The organism is Prauserella endophytica, from assembly GCF_005146945.1.
GTDB lineage: Bacteria > Actinomycetota > Actinomycetes > Mycobacteriales > Pseudonocardiaceae > Prauserella_A > Prauserella_A endophytica.
Genome location: NZ_SWMS01000001.1, coordinates 291,715 through 310,628, shown reverse-complemented (window position 1 = coordinate 310,628; position 18,914 = coordinate 291,715). Strand labels below are relative to the sequence as shown.

The following is an 18,914-nucleotide window of genomic DNA, read 5'->3' as shown; positions in this document are numbered from 1 at the left end:
GCCGGTGCGGCGAACCCCTCACGCCCTGGTGGCTGAGGGGTCGCGTTGTTTCTGGAGCAGGTAACAAAGCACGGGAAGGTTCGGCGATGACAGACGGCACCGAGACGACTCCGGCCCACCGCTACACCGCGGCGCTGGCCGGGCAGATCGAGCGGCGCTGGCAGGACTACTGGGCCGACCACGGGACGTACCACGCGCCCAACCCGGTCGGTCCGCTCGCCGAGCAGGACAAGCAGCTGCCCTCGGACAAGTTGTTCGTGCAGGACATGTTCCCGTACCCCTCCGGTGGTGGCCTGCACGTCGGGCACCCGCTGGGCTACATCGGCGTGGACACGTTCGCCAGGTTCAACCGCATGATCGGCCGCAACGTGCTGCACACGCTGGGCTACGACGCCTTCGGGCTGCCCGCCGAGCAGTACGCGGTGCAGACGGGCACCCATCCGCGCACCACCACCGAGGCCAACATCGCGAACATGCGCCGCCAGCTGCGTGCGCTGGGCCTCGGCCACGACGAGCGGCGATCCATCGCCACCACCGACGTCGAGTACTACCGCTGGACGCAGTGGATCTTCCTGCAGATCTTCAACTCGTACTACGACGAGAAGCAGGACAGGGCGCGCCCGATCGCCGACCTGGAGAAGGAGTACGAGGACGGCACGCGCGCGACGCCGGACGGCCGCCCGTGGAGCGAGCTGAGCCGGGTCGAGCGGCGCGAGGTCATCGATTCCCACCGCCTGGTCTACATCTCAGACGCTCCGGTGAACTGGGCTCCCGGCCTCGGCACCGTGGTGGCCAACGAGGAGGTCACGCCGGACGGTCGCAGCGAGCGCGGGAACTTCCCGGTGTTCCGCAAGAACCTGCGCCAGTGGATGATGCGGATCACCTCCTACGCCGACCGGCTGGTCGACGACCTGGAGCTGCTCGACTGGCCCGAGCAGATCAAGACGATGCAGCGCAACTGGATCGGCCGTTCGCGCGGCGCGAACGTGCGCTTCGCCGCGGGTGACGCGCACATCGAGGTCTTCACGACCCGGCCGGACACGCTGTTCGGCGCCACGTACATGGTGCTGGCTCCCGAGCACCCGCTGGTCGAGCGGCTGACGGCGAACGAGTGGCCGGAGGGCACCGACGAGCGCTGGACCGGTGGCGCCGCGACGCCAGGGGAGGCCGTGGCCGACTACCGGCGCGAGGCGTCTCGCAAGTCCGAGCTGGACCGGCAGGAGAACAAGGAGAAGACGGGCGTCTTCACCGGCTCCTTCGCGGTCAACCCGGTCAACGGCGAGCGGATCCCGGTGTTCATCGCCGACTACGTGCTGATGGGCTACGGCACCGGCGCGATCATGGCCGTGCCCGGCCAGGACCAGCGCGACTGGGACTTCGCGACGAAGTTCGGGCTCGGGATCATCCGCACGGTGCAGCCGAGTGAGGGCTTCGACGGCGAGGCGTTCACGGGCGAGGGCCCCGCGATCAACTCCACCAACGAGGACCTGAGCCTGAACGGGATGGGCGTCGAGGACGCCAAGAAGGCGATCATCGCGTGGCTGGAGGAGCACGGCCACGGCGAGGGCACCGTGCAGTACAAGCTGCGCGACTGGCTGTTCGCCCGGCAGCGCTACTGGGGCGAGCCGTTCCCGATCGTCTACGACGAGGACGGCCTGCCGATCGCGCTGCCCGAGGACCAGCTGCCCCTTGAGCTGCCCGATGTCGAGGACTACTCGCCCAAGACGTTCGACCCCGAGGACGCCGACTCCGAGCCGCAGCCCCCGCTGGCCAAGGCCACCGACTGGGTCGAGGTGACGCTGGACCTGGGCGACGGGCCGAAGAAGTACCGCCGCGACACCAACGTCATGCCGCAGTGGGCCGGTTCGTGCTGGTACCAGCTGCGCTACATCGACCCGACCAACACCGAGCGGTTCGTCGACCCCGAGAACGAGAAGTACTGGATGGGGCCGAGGCCAGCCGAGCACGGCGTCAACGACCCCGGCGGGCTGGACCTGTACGTCGGCGGCGTCGAGCACGCCGTGCTGCATCTGCTGTACGCGCGTTTCTGGCACAAGGTGCTGTTCGACCTCGGCCACGTGTCGTCGAAGGAGCCGTACCGCAAGCTGTTCAACCAGGGCTACATCCAGGCCTACGCCTACGTGGACTCCCGCGGCTTCTACGTGCCTGCCGACGAGGTCGAGGAGACGGACGGCAGGTTCTTCTACAACGGCGAAGAGGTCCGCCAGGAATACGGCAAGATGGGCAAGAGCCTCAAGAACATCGTCACGCCGGACGCGATGGCCGAGAACTACGGCGCCGACACGTTCCGGTTCTACGAGATGTCGATGGGCCCGCTGGAGATCTCGCGGCCGTGGGCGACAAAGGACGTCGTGGGCGCGCAGCGCTTCCTGCAGCGGCTGTGGCGGCTGGTGGTGGACGAGGAGACCGGCGCGCTCCGCGTCAGCGACGCCGAGCTCACCGACGACGACCTCCGGCGCCTGCACAAGACCATCGCAGGGGTCCGCGAGGACTACGCCGAGCTGCGGTTCAACACCGCAGGCGCGAAGCTCATCGAGCTCAACAACTACGTCACCAAGGTCTACGGGGCCACGCAGGCCACGCCGCGCGCGCTGGCCGAGCCGCTGGTGCTGATGCTGGCGCCGCTGTGCCCGCACATCGCCGAGGAGCTGTGGCACCGCCTCGGCCACCCGGACACGCTGGTTTACGGGCCGTTCCCCCAGGCCGACGAGAAGTACCTGGTGGAAGACACGGTGGAGTATCCGATCCAGGTGAACGGCAAGGTCCGTTCCCGCGTGACGGTCGCCGCCGACGCTGGCAAGGACGACGTCCAGGCCGCGGCACTCGCCGACGAGAAGATCGTCGCGCTGCTTGCCGGTGGTGAGCCGCGCAAGGTGATCGTGGTGCCGGGCAGGCTCGTCAACGTCGTTCTGTGACGGGCCCGGTGTCCAGGCCGATCTCGCGGGCGAGGTCCGCGAGCAGCGCGTCGAAGAGCGCGTCCGGCTTGGACACCGGGATCGGGTAGTTGCCGAACACCTCGAGCGTGACGTGCCCGTAGAGCCGGGCCCAGAACTGCATCATGAGGTATGTGGTGCCGAGCGTGAGCCGTTCGGACGGCACGCTCACGCCGGAGCCGGCCATCACGGCGAGCAGGGAGTCCCGGTAGGCGGCGAGGTCCTCGCGCAGTTCGGCCGGCACCACTTCGTCGGCAGGCAGTGCGACGTCGGCCTCGGCCAGCACCTCCCCGGCCGCGAGCAGGAACACCCGCCCGAACGGCTCGGTCACCTGCTTCAGCGTGGCGACGCTGCTGGGCGCGGAGCCGACGTCGCCGGTCGGTGACGCGAAGACCAGCGTGAACTCCTTGGTGTGGGTGAGCGCCCAGCGCCGGAAGCCCTTGCAGATCGCGAACAGCTGCTGGGTGCCGCCGTCGCGCAGGTCGGCGATCTCGGAGGCCAGCTCGTCACCGAGATCGGAGATCACGTCCATGCGCAGGTGCTCGATGAGGTCGTCGCGGGAGCCGTAGTAGCGGTACAGCGCGGGGGCGGTGATGCCGAGCTCCCTGGCGATGGCCCGCAGGGTGACGGCCTCGGGGCCGCGCTCGACGAGCAGTGCCCTCGCCGTCTCCCGGATCTCCCGGTCGGTTGCCGCGCGTTCGCGGCCCCGGCGTACCGGCCTGTTCATGACACACCCCGCTGAGCTGGCTTTTGTCCTTGTGGTCCGGACTCTGCGCAGTTTAGGGGCTACGCGGGGATGAGACCTCGTGATCGCCGACGAAACGCCACCCGAAGGTCCTCGGCGGCTTCGTGGCCGACGGCGAGCGCAGCCGGACCGGCACGTGCTCTCGGCCGCCGCGCGCGATCGCGGCGGGTGGCCGTGCGGGCCTGCCGATCAGGGCGCCGCCGGCACCGATCACTCGGGGGGCTACGTGACCGGTGCCGGCGACCCGATGCCCGACTGGGTCCGGGGACCGGGGTCGGACAACACCCCGCGCGGACGCGGTGGTGTCTGTGGAGAGTTCACGCGGCTCCGACGATGACGCCTCGGCCCCGAACTCACCTGAACGGGTGAAGCTCGGTGCGAACACTCGCCTGATTGTCGCATCAGCAGCCACGAAAGTTACAAAGGAATTCACGTCTGTTCAAGCGCCGAGGTCACAGGTCGATGAGCGCGATCTCATGGCAGGCTTGGCGGCGTGGAAGCACAGGTGCTCGTCGTCGGGTCGGCCAACGCCGACCTCGTCGTCGCCACAGAGCGCAGGCCGGGAGCCGGGGAGACCGTGCTCGGCGGCGACACCGAGACGCTGCCCGGCGGCAAGGGTGCCAACACGGCGGTCGCCGCGGCCCGGCTCGGCGCCGACGTCGCACTGCTCGGCGCGATCGGCGATGACGGCAACGGCAGGCTGCTGCTGGACTCGCTGCGTGGGGCGGGCGTGCGGACCGAGCTCGTGCGCATCGTCGACCGGCCGACCGGCGTCGCCTACATCACCGTGACCCCCGACGGCGAGAACTCGATCCTCGTCTCCCCCGGCGCCAACCACGCACTGGAGCCCGCCGACGTCGACGGTGCGCTCGACGGCGTCCGCGTGATGGTGGCGTCGCTGGAGACCCCGCTGCCGACCGTCGAGCACGCCATCGCCACCGGCTCCGCCAAGGGGGTGCTGACGGTGCTCAACCTCTCGCCCGTGGCGAAGGTCGCCGACCGCGCCCTCGCCGCGCTGGATGTGCTGGTGGTCAACGAGCACGAGGCCGCGTGGCTGCTGGGTGCGGCGTCGGCCGAGCTCCCCCGGCTGCTCGAACTCGGCCCGCGCTCCGCCGTGGTCACCATGGGCGCCCGTGGCGCCGTGGTGGTGACCTCGGACGGGCTCATCGAGGTCGCCTCGCCGAAGGTCGACGTCGTGGACACCACCGGCGCCGGAGACGCCTTCGCTGGCGCGCTCGCCACCGCGCTCGCCGAGGGAGCCTCCGTCGCCGACGCCGCGCGCCGCGCCGTGCGGGTCGCGGCGGTGTCGGTCACGCGTCGCGGTGCGCAGCCCTCGTATCCAAGGGCGAGCGAACTACAGTGACCCTCGCACCGGTCCATTGGAGGAACATGTACCGCTATGGTCTAGACCATGTCTGACGCACAGCTCTCCGGGGTGGGCGTGAGCCCCGGCCGCGCGAGCGGCCCCGTCGTCAAGATCACGGAGTCGATCGAGGAGCCGGCCAGCAGCCCCGGCCCCGACGACCCGTACGCCGAGGCCGCCCTCGTCGCGCCGGCGGCACAGGCCGTCACGGCCAGGCTCGAGGCCATGGCGGAGACGGCGACCGGTGACGCGGCCGCGATCCTGCTCACCACCGCCGCGATGGCGTCCGACCCCGCCCTGCTGAGCCAGGCCGAGCAGCTCGTCACCGCCCAGCGCATCCCCGCCGCACGGGCCGTCTACGAGGCCGCGAACAACTTCGCCCAGGCGCTCGCCAGCGCGGGTGGCCGCATGGCCGAGCGGGTACGGGACATCCAGGACGTGCGCGACCGGATCATCGCGGAGATCCTCGGCATCGCCCCGCCCGGAGTGCCCGAGCCGGCGACGCCGAGCGTGCTCGTCGCGCGCGACCTCGCGCCAGCCGACACCGCCGGCCTCGACCCGGCCAAGGTGCTCGCACTGGTGACGGAGGAGGGCGGACCCACCAGCCACACCGCGATCCTCGCGCGCTCGCTCGGCATCCCAGCCGTCGTCGCCGTGCGCGGCGTGCTCGCGTTCGACGCCGAGGCGATCTCGGTCGACGGCGACACCGGCACGATCGAGGCCGTCGACCCGAGCGCACCCGTCATGGCCGCCACGGCGGCCGGAGCGGCCGAGTGGAACGGAGTCGGTGAGACCAGCGACGGGCATCGCGTGAAGGTGCTGGCCAACGTCGGCGGCCCCGTTGACGCGCGAGCCGCCGCCGAGGCCGGCGCCGAGGGAGTCGGCCTCTTCCGCACGGAGTTCAGCTACCTCGACGCCGACGACGAGCCCTCGGTGGAGCAGCAGCGCGTCGCCTACACCGCCGTGCTGGAGCCGTTCCGGGGCAAGCCGGTGATCGTGCGCACCCTCGACGCGGGAGCCGACAAGCCGCTGGCCTTCCTCGACCCGGAGGTGGAGCCCAACCCGGCACTCGGCGTGCGGGGTGTACGTGTCGCGTTCGACCGCACCGGGGTGCTCGACCGGCAGTTGGAGGCCATCGCGGGCGCGGCGGCCGACTCCGGCGCCGAGGTCTCCGTGATGGCGCCGATGGTGGCCACGGCCGAGGAGGCCGCGTGGTTCGCCGAGCGCGTCCGTGCGGCGGGTATCGCGAGGGCGGGCGTGATGATCGAGGTGCCTGCGGCGGCGCTCACGGCCAGGGAGGTGCTCGACGCGGTGGACTTCGTGTCGCTGGGCACCAACGATCTCGCCCAGTACACGTTCGCCGCCGACCGTCAGCTCGGCGCCGTGGCGAAGCTCAACGACCCGTGGCAACCAGGTCTGCTGCGGCTCATGGCGCTCGTCGGCGAGGCCGCGAAGGCCACGGGCAGGCCGGCGGGCGTGTGCGGTGAGGCCGCTGCCGATCCGTTGCTGGCGAGGGTGCTCGCTGGGCTGGGTGTCACGAGCCTTTCGATGAACACGGGTTCGGTGCGGGCCGTCGGCGCGAGTCTCGCGGCGGTGACCCTGGCCGACTGCGAGCGTGCCGCCCAGGCCGCCGTCGCCGCACCCACTGCTCAGGCCGCCCGCGCCGCCGCCAGGGACGCCTGACAGCGCTCCTCGGGGCAGCCAGGTGCGCCGCGAAAGGGTCAGCCGAAGAGGCCGCGGCGAGGGTAGCGGGTGGTGAGTGAGCCGCCGTGGACGCGGCCGGTGAGCACGAACCTCGGCACACCGGCCTTGCCGGTGGAGTTGGTCTTGTCGTCGATCGACGACCACTTCACCTCGCTGATGCCGTTGAGGTCCACCGCGCCCTGCTCGGGGATGATCACCGTCACCGAGCTCCACTTGGTGTCCAGCTCCAGGTGCACCACGGGGCCCGCGATGTCGGCCTCGCTGAAGTCGAGCTTCGTCTCGCCGTACTTGTTGCGCACGAGGACCTCGGTCGGCACCCGCCAGCGACCGCGCCGCACGAGCGACGAGCCGTGTGCCTTCAGCTCCAGACGCTCGCCGTCCGCCGCGGGGACGAACGCGGGAGCCGCCATCGAGGCCGTCGGTGGCGCCACCGCGTCGCGGTGCACGAGCCCCGGCAGGTCGATGAGCACCGCGTTCAGCTCGCCGCGGGTCCGGGCGGCGAGCGCGATGTCGGTGCGTTCGGTGAACTCGTCGAGGTCGAGCATGCCGCGCCCGATCGCGCGCTGAAGCAACTCGACGACGTGCTCGCGCTCCGCGTCCGAGACCCTCAGATTGCGCTGGCGCGCCTGCTCGTCGAGGACCGGCGCCTGTTCCGTCTGGATGTTCTCGCCCTCAGCCACGCCTTCGATGCTATGGCCCCGGACCGCCCGGCGGATCGGGGAAAACCCCGGAGCGAACCCTGACGCGCTAATCCTCCTCGCGGTCCAGACCGTGCTCGATCGCGTAGCGTGCGAGCTCGACGCGGTTGTGCAGCTGGAGCTTGCGCAGCGTCGACTGCACGTGGTTCTCCACGGTCCGGTGGGAGATCACGAGCCGGTCGGCGATCTGTTTCGCGGTGAGCCCCTTGGCCACGAGGCGCAGCACGTCGGTCTCCCGCTCGGTGAGCCGGGGCGGCGGCTCACCGGCCGCGGGCGCGTCGGCCATGCGCCGGTACTCGCCCAGCACCATGCCCGCGAGCCCGGCCGTGAACACCGGGTCGCCGTCCGCGGTGCGGTGCACGGCCTCCACGAGCTCCCTCACCGAGGCCGACTTCACCAGATAGCCCGACGCACCCGCCTTCACCGCTTCCAGCACGTCACTGTGCTCACCGCTCGCCGAGAGCACGAGCACCCGCGTCTGTGGCAGGTCTCCCGTGATCGAGCGCGTGGCGACCACGCCGGACGTGTCACCGAGGTTCAGGTCCATGAGGACCACGTCGGGCCGCACCGTTCGGGCGATCCGCACCGCCGCGTCGGCGTCCGCGGCGGTGGCCCGCACGTCGAAACCGTGCTCTGCCAGATCGCGGGCCACGCCGTCCCGCCAGATCGGATGGTCGTCGACGATCATCACCGAGACCGTCATCGGCTCCCCCTTCTCCGCTGTCTCGGCCGTGGCAGGCGAATCTCCCATTCGGTTCCAGCCCCTGGCGCGGTCTCCAGCGTGCTCGTGCCTCCCAGGTCGTTCACTCTGCCTCTGATGGATGTCGCGACACCGAGGTGCCCCTCGGCCTCGGCCTGCTCGAGCCTGCCCGGCGGGATGCCGGGGCCGTCGTCCCTGATCGTCAGCACGATGTCCTCGCCGAGGTCCTCCAACAGCACCCATGCCTTCGCCGACGGTCCCGCGTGCCGTTCCACATTGGACAATGCCTCCTTGGTAACGGCCACGAGCTCGGTGACGATCGTGGCGGGCAGGCGCACCTCGCCCGCGGGCCCGGACACCTGCACCCTCGGCGTGGCCAGCAGCTGAAGTGCGGCGCGCAGATCGGCGTCGCCGTCCGCCGGCCCGGACGGTTCCGTGGTGACCAGCGCGCGCAACGCGATCTCCTGCTCCCCGGCGAGCCTCGCCAGCTCGGCCGCCTCGCCGCCGAGCTCGGCTCCTCTGCGTCGCACCCTCGCGAGCACCTGCAGCACGCTGTCGTGAATGGAGCGCGCGAGCCGTTCCCGTTCGGCCGTCGCCGCCTCGGTGCGCATGGCCTGCGCGAGCGTGGCCTGTGAGCGGCGTGCCGTGGTGGCGGTGATGCCGATCAACAGGCCGCTCGCCGTCAGCAGCACCCCGTCGCGGGCGACGTCGAGGTCGACCTCCAGCCGCGCGAGCCCGGTGCACACGGCCATGACGAGGCCGGCGAGCACCCCGCCGACGGCGCCGAACCGGGCGCCCGCCGTCAGCGGCGCCACGGATGCCCACACCGTGGTGACGAGGGGAGCCGTCTCGGCGAACTGCTGGTCGGAGAGCACCAGCTGCGAGGTCAGCATCACCCCGCACGTCACCACGACGTCGGCGACCACGAGCGAGCGCAGCCGCAGCGACTCGCGCGCGAAGGTCAGCGTGGTCACCAGCGACCACGCCGCCATCACCCCGAACCCCGCCCACGCGAGACCGGGCCGGTCGTAGCCGGAGTGGTGGACGAGCAGCGCGCCGAGGGCGAAGGCGAGCGTCACCCAGCGCAGCACGATCGTCCCCCACCACAGTGGCGTGGCGGGGTCGCGCAGCGCGGGCGACGTGCTCACTGCTTTTCCTGCTCCCGTTCCGCTACCTCGGCCTCGGTCTCGTCGTCGGCGTTGACCTTCGCCTCCTTGTCGGCGAGCACGTCCACGCTCTCCGGATCGGGCGAGCTTTCGTGCAGCAGCGACTTGATGCCGGAGTTGAGCACGGCCAGCAGCGGCACCGACAACAGCGCACCCGGGATCCCCGCGGCGACGAGGCCGACGGTGATCGCCAGGATCACGGCGAGCGGGTGCAGCTTCACGGCGCGACCGAGCAGCAGTGGCTGCAGGACGTGGCTCTCCAGCTGCATCACGCCGATCACGATGGCCAGCACCACGAGTGCTGTGACGAAGCCGTTGGTCACGAGCGCCACCAGCACGGCGACCGCGCCGGTCACGACGGCGCCGATGATCGGGATGAACGCGCCGAGGAACACCAGCGTCGACAGCGGGATCACCAGCGGAACGCCGACGATCCACAACCCGATGCCGATACCAACCGCGTCCACCACGGCGACGGCGGCCGTCGCACGCACATAGCTCACGAGCGAGGCGAAGCCGCGTCGCCCGGCGGTGTCGGCCCGGTCGCGCACGTGTGCGGGCACGCCGCGCATGAGGAAGCCCCAGATCTGGTCGCCACCGACCAGGAAGAAGATCAGCACGAAGAGCGTGAGCAGGAAGCCGGTGAGGAACTCGCCGACCGTGCTGGCCGTCGTGAGAGCACTGGACGTCAGCGCGGCCTGGTTCTCCTGGATCATGCCGATGGCGCTGTTGATCGCGTCCTCGATCTGCGTCTCGCGCAGGTGCAGCGGCCCGTTGATGAGCCAGTCCTCGATCTGGTTCAGGCTCTCGGTGAGCTGTCGCTGCAGCGCGGGCAGACCGTCGGTGAACTGGATGATCACGAACGTCAGCAGGCCGCCGACGAGCCCGAGCCCGCCGACGAGCACGAGTGCCGTGGCGAGACTGCGCGGCACCCGCACGGCCACCAGCCTGCGCACGGCGGGCGCGAGGAGCGCGGCGAGCAACAGCGCGATCGACACCGGGATCACGACCACCGACAGGTAGCCGACGATCTCCACGACGACGTACAGCGCGGCTATGACGACCAGGAAGCGCCAGGCGAGTGCCGCGCACACCCGGAGGCCCTTCGGCACCGACCCGGTGACGTCCGGATCTTCCGAAATCACCGGAATCTTCGGTGTTTTCTCATTCACCAGGCCACCGTATCGGTCCCGGCCGCCGATGTTCGGTGATCGGTGCATCCGGGCCGCCAACTGTCCACACTGGAGGCTCATTTGCCGCGAACGGAGAGTTAACGACGTTGGTCAGCCTTGATCACCGGTGGTGAGGTGTGGACACACACAGTGTTCTTCACACGATTGGGCCATCAAGTCGTGTTGGACGTGCATCCGGCCCCCGGCATTTGCCAATGTCGATGGCACGCAGCCAACAAGTGCTCGGTCGAGCACGCTGTGTCACCCACTTCAGAACACCTTCCGACAGGAGAGCTGTGGCCACGACGGCAGCCGCCACCACGGGACGCGAGGGTCGCGTCCGCAGGTGGCTGTCGCGTGCCCTGCTCGTCGCGGGAGGCGTCGCGGCCGCGTGGGCCGTCTCCACCGCGTCGGCTTCTGCCGCCGAGGACGTTCCCCAGCTCGATGCTCCCGCTGTCGCCGGTGCGGCCAAGGGCGTCGGCGCCGCGCTCGCCGGGCCAAAGCCCGCCGCCGAGCCGCAGGACGACACGCCGCAGCCGGCCAGGCTCGGCGACGGCCGGATCGCCGCCGAGGTCAAGCACTCCGTGCGGCACCTCTGGCAGCGCGCCGTCGCCGAGCCGGTCGGCGAGACGCTCGAGGGCGTCGGCCGCATGCTCACCGTTCCAGAGGAGCGGCAGGACCTCGGCAGGAACGTGTGGAACGCGCTCCAGCCCCGCGACGGCGAGCTCGTCGAGCTGCCTGGACTCACCGAGCTGCCGGGCCTCGACGGGCACGGCGAAACCGGCTCCTCCGCCGAGCCCGGCCGCGCAGTCGAAGGCCCCTCCACGCACGTCGAGGGCGACGCGATCGCCGAAGGCGACGAGCACGTCGCGGGCAAGGACCGCACTGAGAGCAAGGCGCCCGTCCGCTCGGCGCCCGCGGACGACCCTGCGGACACCGGCGAGCAGGACCGCGAGCGCGCTCCGGCCGCACCGCTGCCCCTTCCCGTGAGCCCGGCGGCGCCTGCGCCCGTGGGCCACACCCACGCTCTTCACTTCGACGGTCCGCTGCTCGGCATTCCCGCCGGCGGCGTGGCCGCGTTCGACCACAACGTGCCCGGTTCCGTCCGGGCCGGCGTCGTGCACCTGCCGACGCAGCCGGGCTCGCAGCCCGGTGTGACGCCAGACTGATTCTCGCCGCGGGGTAGCTGACGCCACCCTCCGCGGCCGTTTCCCGCGCCCGCTCGCGCGTCAGCTTCGTGTTCCCCGCTTTTCCACCGCGGCACGCGGTCTCTTCCGCGTACCCGCATCCGTCGGTCCATCCGAATCGCGCCACGACGGAGCGCAGCACAAGCCCCGTAAGGGAACCAAGGAAAAGGAGAACACCTCACTATGCAGACCTGGGCGAAGCGCGGAATCCAGACCGCGCTGGTCACCGGTGGTTTGCTGATGCTGGGCACCGGCATCGCTTCTGCCAACGAGAGGGTCGACCCCGACGCCCCCGCAGGGCCGCTCGACCTGACCCTCAGCGTTCCGTATCAGATCAAGGACAACGCCGTCGGCACGCCGCTCGGGCAGGTCAACCTGCCGGGCCACGAGGGTGAGGTCAGCACCAAGCCGGTCACCGACGTGGTGAACAAGGCAGCTGCTCCCGTCAGCAAGGCCGCGGCTCCCGCCGCGAAGGTCGCCGCGCCCGCCACCGCTCCGGTGAACAAGGCCGTGAGCAAGGTGTCCGAGGCCGGCTCGACGCTCGGCAAGGCCGCCGCGAAGGCTCCGATGGCTCCGCAGCGTGCCGAGGAGCGCGCCCTCCCTGCCGTCGAGCAGACCGACGACCCCTTCATGGGCAACAAGATCGTCGGAAACCTGGCCCTGCCGATCCAGATCACCGGCAACGCGGTCGGCGTCCTCGGCAACGCGGAGGTCCACTCCGACGCCGAGCAGTCCTACGCCCACAACACCGACGTGAGCACGAACGGCGCGGGCGGCGGCCTCGCCGGCAACGTCGTGAACCTCGACTGGGCCCTGCCGGTCCAGATCTCCGGTAATGCCGGTGGCCTCGGTGGCAGCGGCAAGACGTCGGGCAGCGCGTCGCAGAGCGCGGAGACCACCGGCGACATCGAGACCGACGGCACCAACGGCGGTCTCGCCGGCAACGTCGTCGCGCCGCAGTTCGCGACCCCGGTGCAGCTGTCGGGCAACGCGCTCGGCTGGTTCCTCGCGCACGCCGAGAGCGACTTCGACGCCGAGAGCGAAGCCGAGTCGGGTGGCTACATCGAGACCCACGGCGCCAAGGGCGCGGGCACCGGCAACGTGGTCGGCGCGCCGATCGCGCTGCCCGTCCGCGTCGCCAACGACGCCGTGTCGTGGGGCGGCGACGCCGACGCCACCGGTTCCTCCGAGGTCGAGGCCACCGCGGGTGACATCCCCGGCGACCGCGGCGGCAAGCCCGCCTACATCTCCACCGACGGGGACGACTCGTTCCTCGCCGGCAACATCGTGCAGCCGCAGGGCGCGCTGCTCGCGTCGGTCACCGGCACCGCAGCCGCATGGATCGGCAACTCCACCACCGAGGACACCAGCTCCGAGGCGGAGATGCAGGCCGGTGGGCCGTCGTACACGAGCGGCCGCAACGCCGCCGGTTCCGGCAACATCGCCGACCTGCCGGTGGCGCTTCCCGTCGAGGCCTTCGGCATCGGCGGCACCTGGATCGGCAACGCGCACGCCAAGGGCCACGAGAACACCACGAGCGCCTTCGCCGGTGACGAGAACCTGACCAACGGTGACGGCTCGTTCCTCTCGGGCAACACCGCCGCTGGCCAGATCGCCTCCACCGTCGAGGCCTTCGGCATCGGCGGCAGCTGGATCGGCAACGCCTCGGGCCACGCGACCGAGGACAAGACGGTCGACGCCGGTGGCTACAACGGCACCCGCGGCAACGACTCGGCCGGCTCCGGCAACATCGTTCAGGTCCCGCTCGCCGTGCCCGCCGAGGTCTTCGGCGTCGGCGGCAGCTGGATCGGCCAGGGCGTCGGCACCGCCGAGGAGACCAAGGTCGTCAAGGCCGGTGGCGGCGGCAACACGGAGGACGACTACGGATTCGCCGCGGCGAACCTCATCTCCACCCCGGTGTCGCTCCCGGCGCAGGTGTTCGGCATCGGCGGCACCTGGATCGGCAACGGCTTCGGCGAGGCTTCGGCGGACACGATCTCCGAGGCCGGCGGCAACGTGAAGGCCAACGGCAAGAAGGGCACCGGCGCGGGCAACATCGGCTTCGTCCCGGTGTCGCTGCCCGTCCAGGTGCACGGCATCGGCGGCAGCTGGATCGGCAACGCCGGTGGCGAGAGCGACAACCTCCTCGACTCGAAGGCGGGCGGCGACGCCACCACCACGGGTGAGGGCGGCTCCATCGCGGGCAACGTGGTGCAGGTTCCGGCCGGCGCCGCGGCGACCGTGTTCGGCCTCGGTGCGAGCTGGGTCGGCGTGGCCTCGGGCGAGTCGACCAACGACGTCGTGTCGGAGGCCGGTGGCGACACCACCACCAACGGCGACGGTGGCTCCATCGCCGGTGACGTGGTGAGCGCTCAGGCGCTGCCGATCGCGCAGGTCTTCGGCTCCGCCGCGAGCCTGACCGCCGTCGCGACCGGCGAGGGTGCGAACACGACCGAGGTGACCTCGGGCGGCGACATCGAGACCTCCGGTGTCGGTGGCGCGCTGTCGGGCGACATCTTCGACGTCCCGGTGGCCGCGGTCGCGCAGGTGTTCGGCGTGGCGGGCTCGGTCGGTGGCGTGGCGCACGCCGTCGCCGACAACGACACCACCGGCACGGTGGGTGGCGAGACCACGACGGCAGGCACGATGGACGCGCTCTCGGGCTTCGACGGCCAGCTGCCGATCGGCGTGCTCGCGCAGGTCTACGACATCCCGCTGGCGCTGGTCGCGGTGGCCACGTCGACGACCGAGAACGCCACGGACATCTCGGTGGCCGGTGAGGAGCCGCAGATCAACCTGCCGATCACCGGCGACGAGCTGCCCGCCACGGGGCTGCCGACGCTGCCGAGGTCGCTGCCCAGCGTCTCGGAGCTGCCGACGGACCTCCCGACGGATCTGCCGACCGACCTGCCGCAGCTGAACCAGCTGCCGATGGAGACGCCGCTGTCGCGCGCTGAGCGTGCCGACATCGGTCTGCTGCCGGAGGTCCAGGGCATGCCCGACGTGACCGCGCTGCCGGGCGCGCCCGCGCTGCCGGAGGTCAACGAGCTGGCCGGTCTGCCCGGTCTGCCCGCCCTGCCCTCGCTGGACGCGGGCTCGCTGACCCCGCAGGCCGACCTGGCGTCGCTGGACTCCGTCCAGGGCACCATCTCGGGCGTGCTGGACGGCGCCGCGCTCCGCTGACGAGCGGTTAGCTGAAACCAGGCCGGGCCAGGGAGACGACGAGGTCTCCCTGGCCCGGCCTTTTGTCGTTGCCTCAGCCGAGTTGGACGGACCGCTTGGCGAGCCCGTACCAGTAGCCGTCGATCACGGTGCGCGCCGCGCTCCCCTCCTCGCCTGCCCCGAGCGAGACGAACAGCGGTGCGAAGTGCTCGGTGCGGGGGTGGGCGAGCTGCGCGGCCGGTGCCTTGTGCTGGAAGTCGAGCACGGCGTCGACGTCGCCGGAGGCCAGCGTCTGCGCGCCCCAGTGGTCGAACTCGGCAGACCACGCCGGTGGCGCCCCGTTGACCCCGTCGACCGTCTGCATGGCCCGGAGGTTGTGGGTGAAGAACCCGCTGCCGATGATCAGCACGCCCTCGTCGCGCAGCGGAGCCAGCTTGCGGCCGAGGTCGTAGAGCTGGACCGGGTCGAGCGAGGGCATCGACACCTGGAGCACGGGCACGTCGGCGCCGGGGAACATCTCCACGAGCGGCACGTAGGCGCCGTGGTCGAGGCCGCGGTCCGGCGCGTGATGCACGGGCGTTTCGGTGCTGTGCAGGAGCTTGCGCACTCGCGTTGCCAGCTCGGGTGCGCCTGGTGCCCGGTACTGGACGCGGTAGTAGTGCTCGGGGAAGCCCCAGAAGTCGTAGACGAGCGGCACGGTGGTGGTGGCGCCGATCGTGAGCGGTGCCTCTTCCCAGTGCGCGGAGACGATGAGGATCGACGTGGGCTTCGGCAGGTCTGCCGACCAGTCGGCGAGCTGCCTGGTCCACGTCGCGTCGTCGGCGAGCGGGGGTGCGCCGTGGCTGAGGTAGAGCACCGGCATCCGGTCGGTGTGAACTGGCATCGCGAACTCCAACGTTGAATGTTCAACTATCAGTCTACGCTACTCCCGCCGGATGCGAAGGGGTCTCGTCCAGTCGCCGCTCGCGAGCAGGTGCAGGCACGGGCGGACAGCCGACTGAAAAGGTGCGCTTCCCGATCCGGGCCGGTGCCTACCATGAGACATGGTCGGGAACATCCTGATCTATCTCGGCGTCGTGCTGTTTCCGTCCGCGACGTTCTGGGCGGTGCTGCGCATCCCCCGGCTCATCGAGAAGTGGAACCGCAGGCGCCCGCCTGCGACCAGTGCCGTGCCCGTCGAGCGACTGGCCGCCGACCTGCGCCGCGTGCACCGCGCACTCGTGGGGCTGGCTCCCGACGCACCCATGCTGCGCAGACGCGCGACGTACCAGGCCTACGACGCGCTGCTGGTGCAGGCGTGCCGTGCGGTCGACGTGCCACAGCGCCTGGACGCGGTGCCCGAGGGCATCGAGCGGGACGTGGAACGGCTGCGGGTGGAGGAGGCGCTGCGCGGCGCCGGCCTCGCGATCCCGTGAGGGCTACTCCTGCGCCAGGTCGGCGAAGCGGCTGTAGTGCAGCTGGTGGGCGACGCTGATCGTGCTGGTCGGACCGGCACGGTGCTTGGCAAGGATCAGGTCGGCCTCGCCCGCCCTCGGGTCGTCGCGCTCCCACGCGTCCGGACGGTGGATGAGCACCACCATGTCGGCGTCCTGCTCCAGCGAGCCGGACTCACGCAGGTCGGCGAGCATCGGGCGCTTGTCGGTTCGCTGCTCCGGGCCACGGTTCAGCTGGCTGATCGCGATCACCGGTACCTCGAGCTCCTTGGCCAGCAGCTTGAGCGCACGGGAGAACTCCGACACCTCCTGCTGCCGGGACTCGACGCGCTTGCCCGAGGTCATCAGCTGGAGGTAGTCGACGACGATCAGCTTGAGGTCGTTGCGCTGCTTGAGCCGCCTGGCCTTCGCGCGGATCTCCATCATCGTCAGGTTCGGCGAGTCGTCGACGAAGAGCGGCGCCTCGCTGATCTCGCTCATCCGCCTGGCGAGCCGGGTCCAGTCGTCGTCGGACATGCGGCCACCACGCATGTCGGCGAGCCGGATCCGCGCCTCGGCGGAGAGCATGCGCATCACGATCTCGGTGCGGCTCATCTCCAGCGAGAAGATCACGCTGGTCATGCCGTGCCGGATGGAGCACGACCGCGCGAAGTCCAGGCCCAATGTCGACTTACCGACACCGGGCCGCGCGGCCACGATGATCATCTGGCCGGGGTGCAGACCGTTGGTCACCTCGTCGAAGTCGGCGAATCCGGTGGGGATGCCCTGCGCGGTGCCGCCGCGGGACGCGATCGCGTCGATCTCGTCCATGGTCGGCTGGAGCAGCTCCTCCAGCGCGATGTAGTCCTCGCTGGTCCGCCGCTCGGTGACCTCGTAGATCGCGGCCTGCGCGCGGTCGACCACCTCGTTGACGTCGCCACCGTCGGTGCCGTCCGCGCCGTAGCCGTACTGCACGATCCGTGTGCCCGCCTCGACCAGGCGACGCAGGATCGCCTTCTCGGCCACGATCTGCGCGTAGTACCCGGCGTTGGCCGCGGTGGGCACCGTCGCGATCAGCGTGTGCAGGTACGGGGCGCCGCCGACGCGGCTCAGCTCGCCGCGCCGCTCCAGCTCCGCCGACACCGTGATCGGGTCGGCGGGCTCGCCCCGGCCGTAGAGGTCGAGGACGCAGTCGTACACGGCCTGGTGCGCGGGCCGGTAGAAGTCACCGGGGCGCAGCACCTCGACGACATCGGCGATCGCGTCCTTCGACAGCAACATGCCGCCGAGTACCGACTGCTCCGCCGCGACGTCCTGTGGCGGCTGACGATCGAACCCGCCGCCATTTCCGGACGAGGCGAAAGCGGGGCTGCGGTCGTCGGTGATCGCCACCGGTGCAGGCACCTCCTCGGTGTGAGTCGGACTCGAACATCTGTTCGAGTGTATCGGATCCGGCGACCGGTTCGCGGGTTCATCGCGCAGCGCGTTCCCGTGGTCGCCGGAGAACGCTAGATCGCTCGGAAGGACGAGTGCAATCCGGCCTGGGGACGCTCCTGTGGACAACCTGTTGACGGAGCCGCCCAACGAGCCACAAGCGCGCGAAAGCCTGTGTACAACCTGGGGATGAACGGTGGGTACTTCATGAAAACCCCTGGTCAATCCCTGTGTGCAAGGTGTGGAGAAACAAGTTTTGCCCGGGACGGCGTGTCGCGTCGAACTCCTCACTCGGCGTGTCGCACATGGTGCTTGTCACCAGGTCCGCACAAGCCCTGTGGATGGAGCTACGCAGCGCGACGTGCCCACCCGTTCGGCTGAACGGGTGGGCACGTGGGGGTCACTCAGCCGACCGGCAGCCTGCCGCCGAGGTGACGGAGCCGCTCCACGATGGCCTGCGGGCTGCCCGGCGTGAACGCGATCAACGGCTCGCCGGAACCGGGCACCTCCTCGGTCAGCCAGCGGCCCTCGCTCGTGTCGATGTAGTTCAGCGGCCGCTCGACGCGCTCGCGCCGTCCGCTGCGGCTCCGCGCCGCGACGTACAGGCTGCCCCCGCCGAGCCTCGGCAGGCCCAGCACCCGGCGCAACTCGTCGGCCTCGGCACCCGCGGGGCTCGGCGCCGCGCTCTGCATGACGGAGAAACCGTCCCCGTAGGAGTCCGAACGGCGCCTGCCCCCGGTCACCTGGCTCTTGGGCACGCGCAGCGCCTGGCCGCGACCAGGCGCCAGCCGGGGGATCTGCGCGACGAAATTGTCCAGCAGTTCCTCGGGCCGGATGGAGGCCAGCACAACGCCCTCGTGGTCGGTGTTGCGGGCGAGCACGAACGCCTCCCCACCCGCGGACCCGGCGAGCAGGGTGTAGTTCAGCGGCTGGCCGTCATGGCCGCCGTTGATCCAGCCGTAGTACTCGAGCGACGGCCGAGCGACCGCCTCGATGGTGGCCTGCAGCCCGCTGTGCAGACCACCCCGCCCGTACAGCCCGTACCCCTGCAACTCCAGGTTCGCCCGCTCGTCGGCCGCCCGCCGAGCGCCTTCGTCCTCCCACACCGGCGTGCTTGCGAGCACCGTGTGCGGCTCGGCCCCCCGTCGGCGGATGAGGTTGAGCAGCGTGCCCGTCGTCAAGGTCACCTGCTGGTCCAGCACCGTCGTGTCCCTCTT

14 protein-coding genes are annotated in these 18,914 nt (G+C 70.8%); 6 read left to right on the top strand and 8 right to left on the bottom strand.

All coding sequences use genetic code 11. From position 1 onward, the window contains the following. Positions 1-86: 86 nt before the first annotated feature. Positions 87-2,936 carry a leucine--tRNA ligase gene (leuS, locus tag FCN18_RS01590; RefSeq protein ID WP_137092895.1) on the top strand — a complete coding sequence of 950 codons (2,850 nt, stop codon included), beginning with the start codon at positions 87-89 and terminating at the stop codon, positions 2,934-2,936. On the opposite strand, the gene FCN18_RS01585 is transcribed toward leuS, so the two are convergent. After that, positions 2,920-3,681 carry a TetR/AcrR family transcriptional regulator gene (locus FCN18_RS01585; RefSeq protein ID WP_112265825.1) on the bottom strand — a complete coding sequence of 254 codons (762 nt, stop codon included), beginning with the start codon at positions 3,679-3,681 and terminating at the stop codon, positions 2,920-2,922. The two genes, leuS and FCN18_RS01585, sit on opposite strands and share 17 nt — an antisense overlap. A 511-nt stretch (positions 3,682-4,192) precedes the next feature. On the opposite strand from FCN18_RS01585, the gene FCN18_RS01580 reads away from it, so the two are divergent. Both FCN18_RS01580 and ptsP read left to right on the top strand, forming a co-directional pair. Then, positions 4,193-5,062 (top strand): ribokinase, encoded by an 870-nt coding sequence (locus tag FCN18_RS01580; RefSeq protein ID WP_113641064.1) that lies wholly within the window; start codon positions 4,193-4,195, stop codon positions 5,060-5,062. A gap of 48 nt (positions 5,063-5,110) precedes the next feature. After that, entirely contained in the window at positions 5,111-6,745 is a 1,635-nt protein-coding gene (ptsP, locus tag FCN18_RS01575; RefSeq protein ID WP_137092893.1) for a phosphoenolpyruvate--protein phosphotransferase, read from the top strand. Between the two features lie 38 nt (positions 6,746-6,783). Here the strand turns inward: ptsP and FCN18_RS01570 are convergent, their stop codons facing one another. The 4 genes from FCN18_RS01570 to FCN18_RS01555 all read right to left on the bottom strand — a co-directional run bounded on the left by FCN18_RS01570 (position 6,784) and on the right by FCN18_RS01555 (position 10,475). Next, complete coding sequence (locus FCN18_RS01570) at positions 6,784-7,446, bottom strand: DUF1707 SHOCT-like domain-containing protein (RefSeq protein ID WP_369973549.1); 663 nt, start codon at positions 7,444-7,446, stop codon at positions 6,784-6,786. A 67-nt stretch (positions 7,447-7,513) separates the two neighbouring features. After that, positions 7,514-8,167: a response regulator gene (locus FCN18_RS01565; RefSeq protein WP_112265817.1), complete on the bottom strand. Its 654-nt coding sequence runs from the start codon at positions 8,165-8,167 to the stop codon at positions 7,514-7,516. Beyond that, positions 8,164-9,312, bottom strand: a complete 1,149-nt coding sequence (macS, locus tag FCN18_RS01560; RefSeq protein ID WP_112265815.1) for a MacS family sensor histidine kinase — start codon at positions 9,310-9,312, stop codon at positions 8,164-8,166. The genes FCN18_RS01565 and macS overlap by 4 nt, the downstream gene beginning before the upstream one ends. Further along, positions 9,309-10,475, bottom strand: coding sequence for an AI-2E family transporter (locus tag FCN18_RS01555; protein ID WP_112266723.1), 1,167 nt, complete (start codon positions 10,473-10,475; stop codon positions 9,309-9,311). Before FCN18_RS01555 ends, macS begins: the two co-directional genes overlap by 4 nt. A 323-nt stretch (positions 10,476-10,798) precedes the next feature. On the opposite strand from FCN18_RS01555, the gene FCN18_RS01550 reads away from it, so the two are divergent. Together FCN18_RS01550 and FCN18_RS01545 are read left to right on the top strand one after the other, a co-directional pair. Next, on the top strand, positions 10,799-11,671 hold the full coding sequence (locus tag FCN18_RS01550; protein WP_113641067.1) for a hypothetical protein: 873 nt from the start codon (positions 10,799-10,801) through the stop codon (positions 11,669-11,671). Between the two features lie 201 nt (positions 11,672-11,872). Next, complete coding sequence (locus FCN18_RS01545; protein ID WP_206077785.1) at positions 11,873-14,872, top strand: hypothetical protein; 3,000 nt, start codon at positions 11,873-11,875, stop codon at positions 14,870-14,872. Positions 14,873-14,945: 73 nt separating this feature from the next. Here FCN18_RS01545 and FCN18_RS01540 read toward each other — a convergent pair whose 3' ends face one another. After that, positions 14,946-15,734, bottom strand: a complete 789-nt coding sequence (locus FCN18_RS01540) for a dioxygenase family protein (RefSeq protein ID WP_137092891.1) — start codon at positions 15,732-15,734, stop codon at positions 14,946-14,948. A 160-nt stretch (positions 15,735-15,894) separates the two neighbouring features. Between FCN18_RS01540 and FCN18_RS01535 the strand changes: the two genes are divergently transcribed. Further along, positions 15,895-16,266, top strand: coding sequence for a hypothetical protein (locus tag FCN18_RS01535; protein WP_112265811.1), 372 nt, complete (start codon positions 15,895-15,897; stop codon positions 16,264-16,266). Between the two features lie 3 nt (positions 16,267-16,269). On the opposite strand, the gene dnaB is transcribed toward FCN18_RS01535, so the two are convergent. Continuing rightward, entirely contained in the window at positions 16,270-17,655 is a 1,386-nt protein-coding gene (gene dnaB, locus FCN18_RS01530) for a replicative DNA helicase (RefSeq protein ID WP_112265809.1), read from the bottom strand. A gap of 446 nt (positions 17,656-18,101) precedes the next feature. Continuing rightward, entirely contained in the window at positions 18,102-18,899 is a 798-nt protein-coding gene (locus tag FCN18_RS01525) for an ESX secretion-associated protein EspG (protein ID WP_137092888.1), read from the bottom strand. Between the last annotated feature and the right edge of the window lie 15 nt (positions 18,900-18,914).

Coding starts and splice junctions, on each gene's coding strand:
- leuS (WP_137092895.1), top strand. CDS start 87: ATGACAGACGGCACCGAGACGACTCCGGCCCACCGCTACACCGCGGCG.
- FCN18_RS01585 (WP_112265825.1), bottom strand. CDS start 3,681: ATGAACAGGCCGGTACGCCGGGGCCGCGAACGCGCGGCAACCGACCGG.
- ptsP (WP_137092893.1), top strand. CDS start 5,111: ATGTCTGACGCACAGCTCTCCGGGGTGGGCGTGAGCCCCGGCCGCGCG.
- FCN18_RS01565 (WP_112265817.1), bottom strand. CDS start 8,167: ATGACGGTCTCGGTGATGATCGTCGACGACCATCCGATCTGGCGGGAC.
- FCN18_RS01545 (WP_206077785.1), top strand. CDS start 11,873: ATGCAGACCTGGGCGAAGCGCGGAATCCAGACCGCGCTGGTCACCGGT.
- FCN18_RS01540 (WP_137092891.1), bottom strand. CDS start 15,734: ATGCCAGTTCACACCGACCGGATGCCGGTGCTCTACCTCAGCCACGGC.
- FCN18_RS01535 (WP_112265811.1), top strand. CDS start 15,895: ATGGTCGGGAACATCCTGATCTATCTCGGCGTCGTGCTGTTTCCGTCC.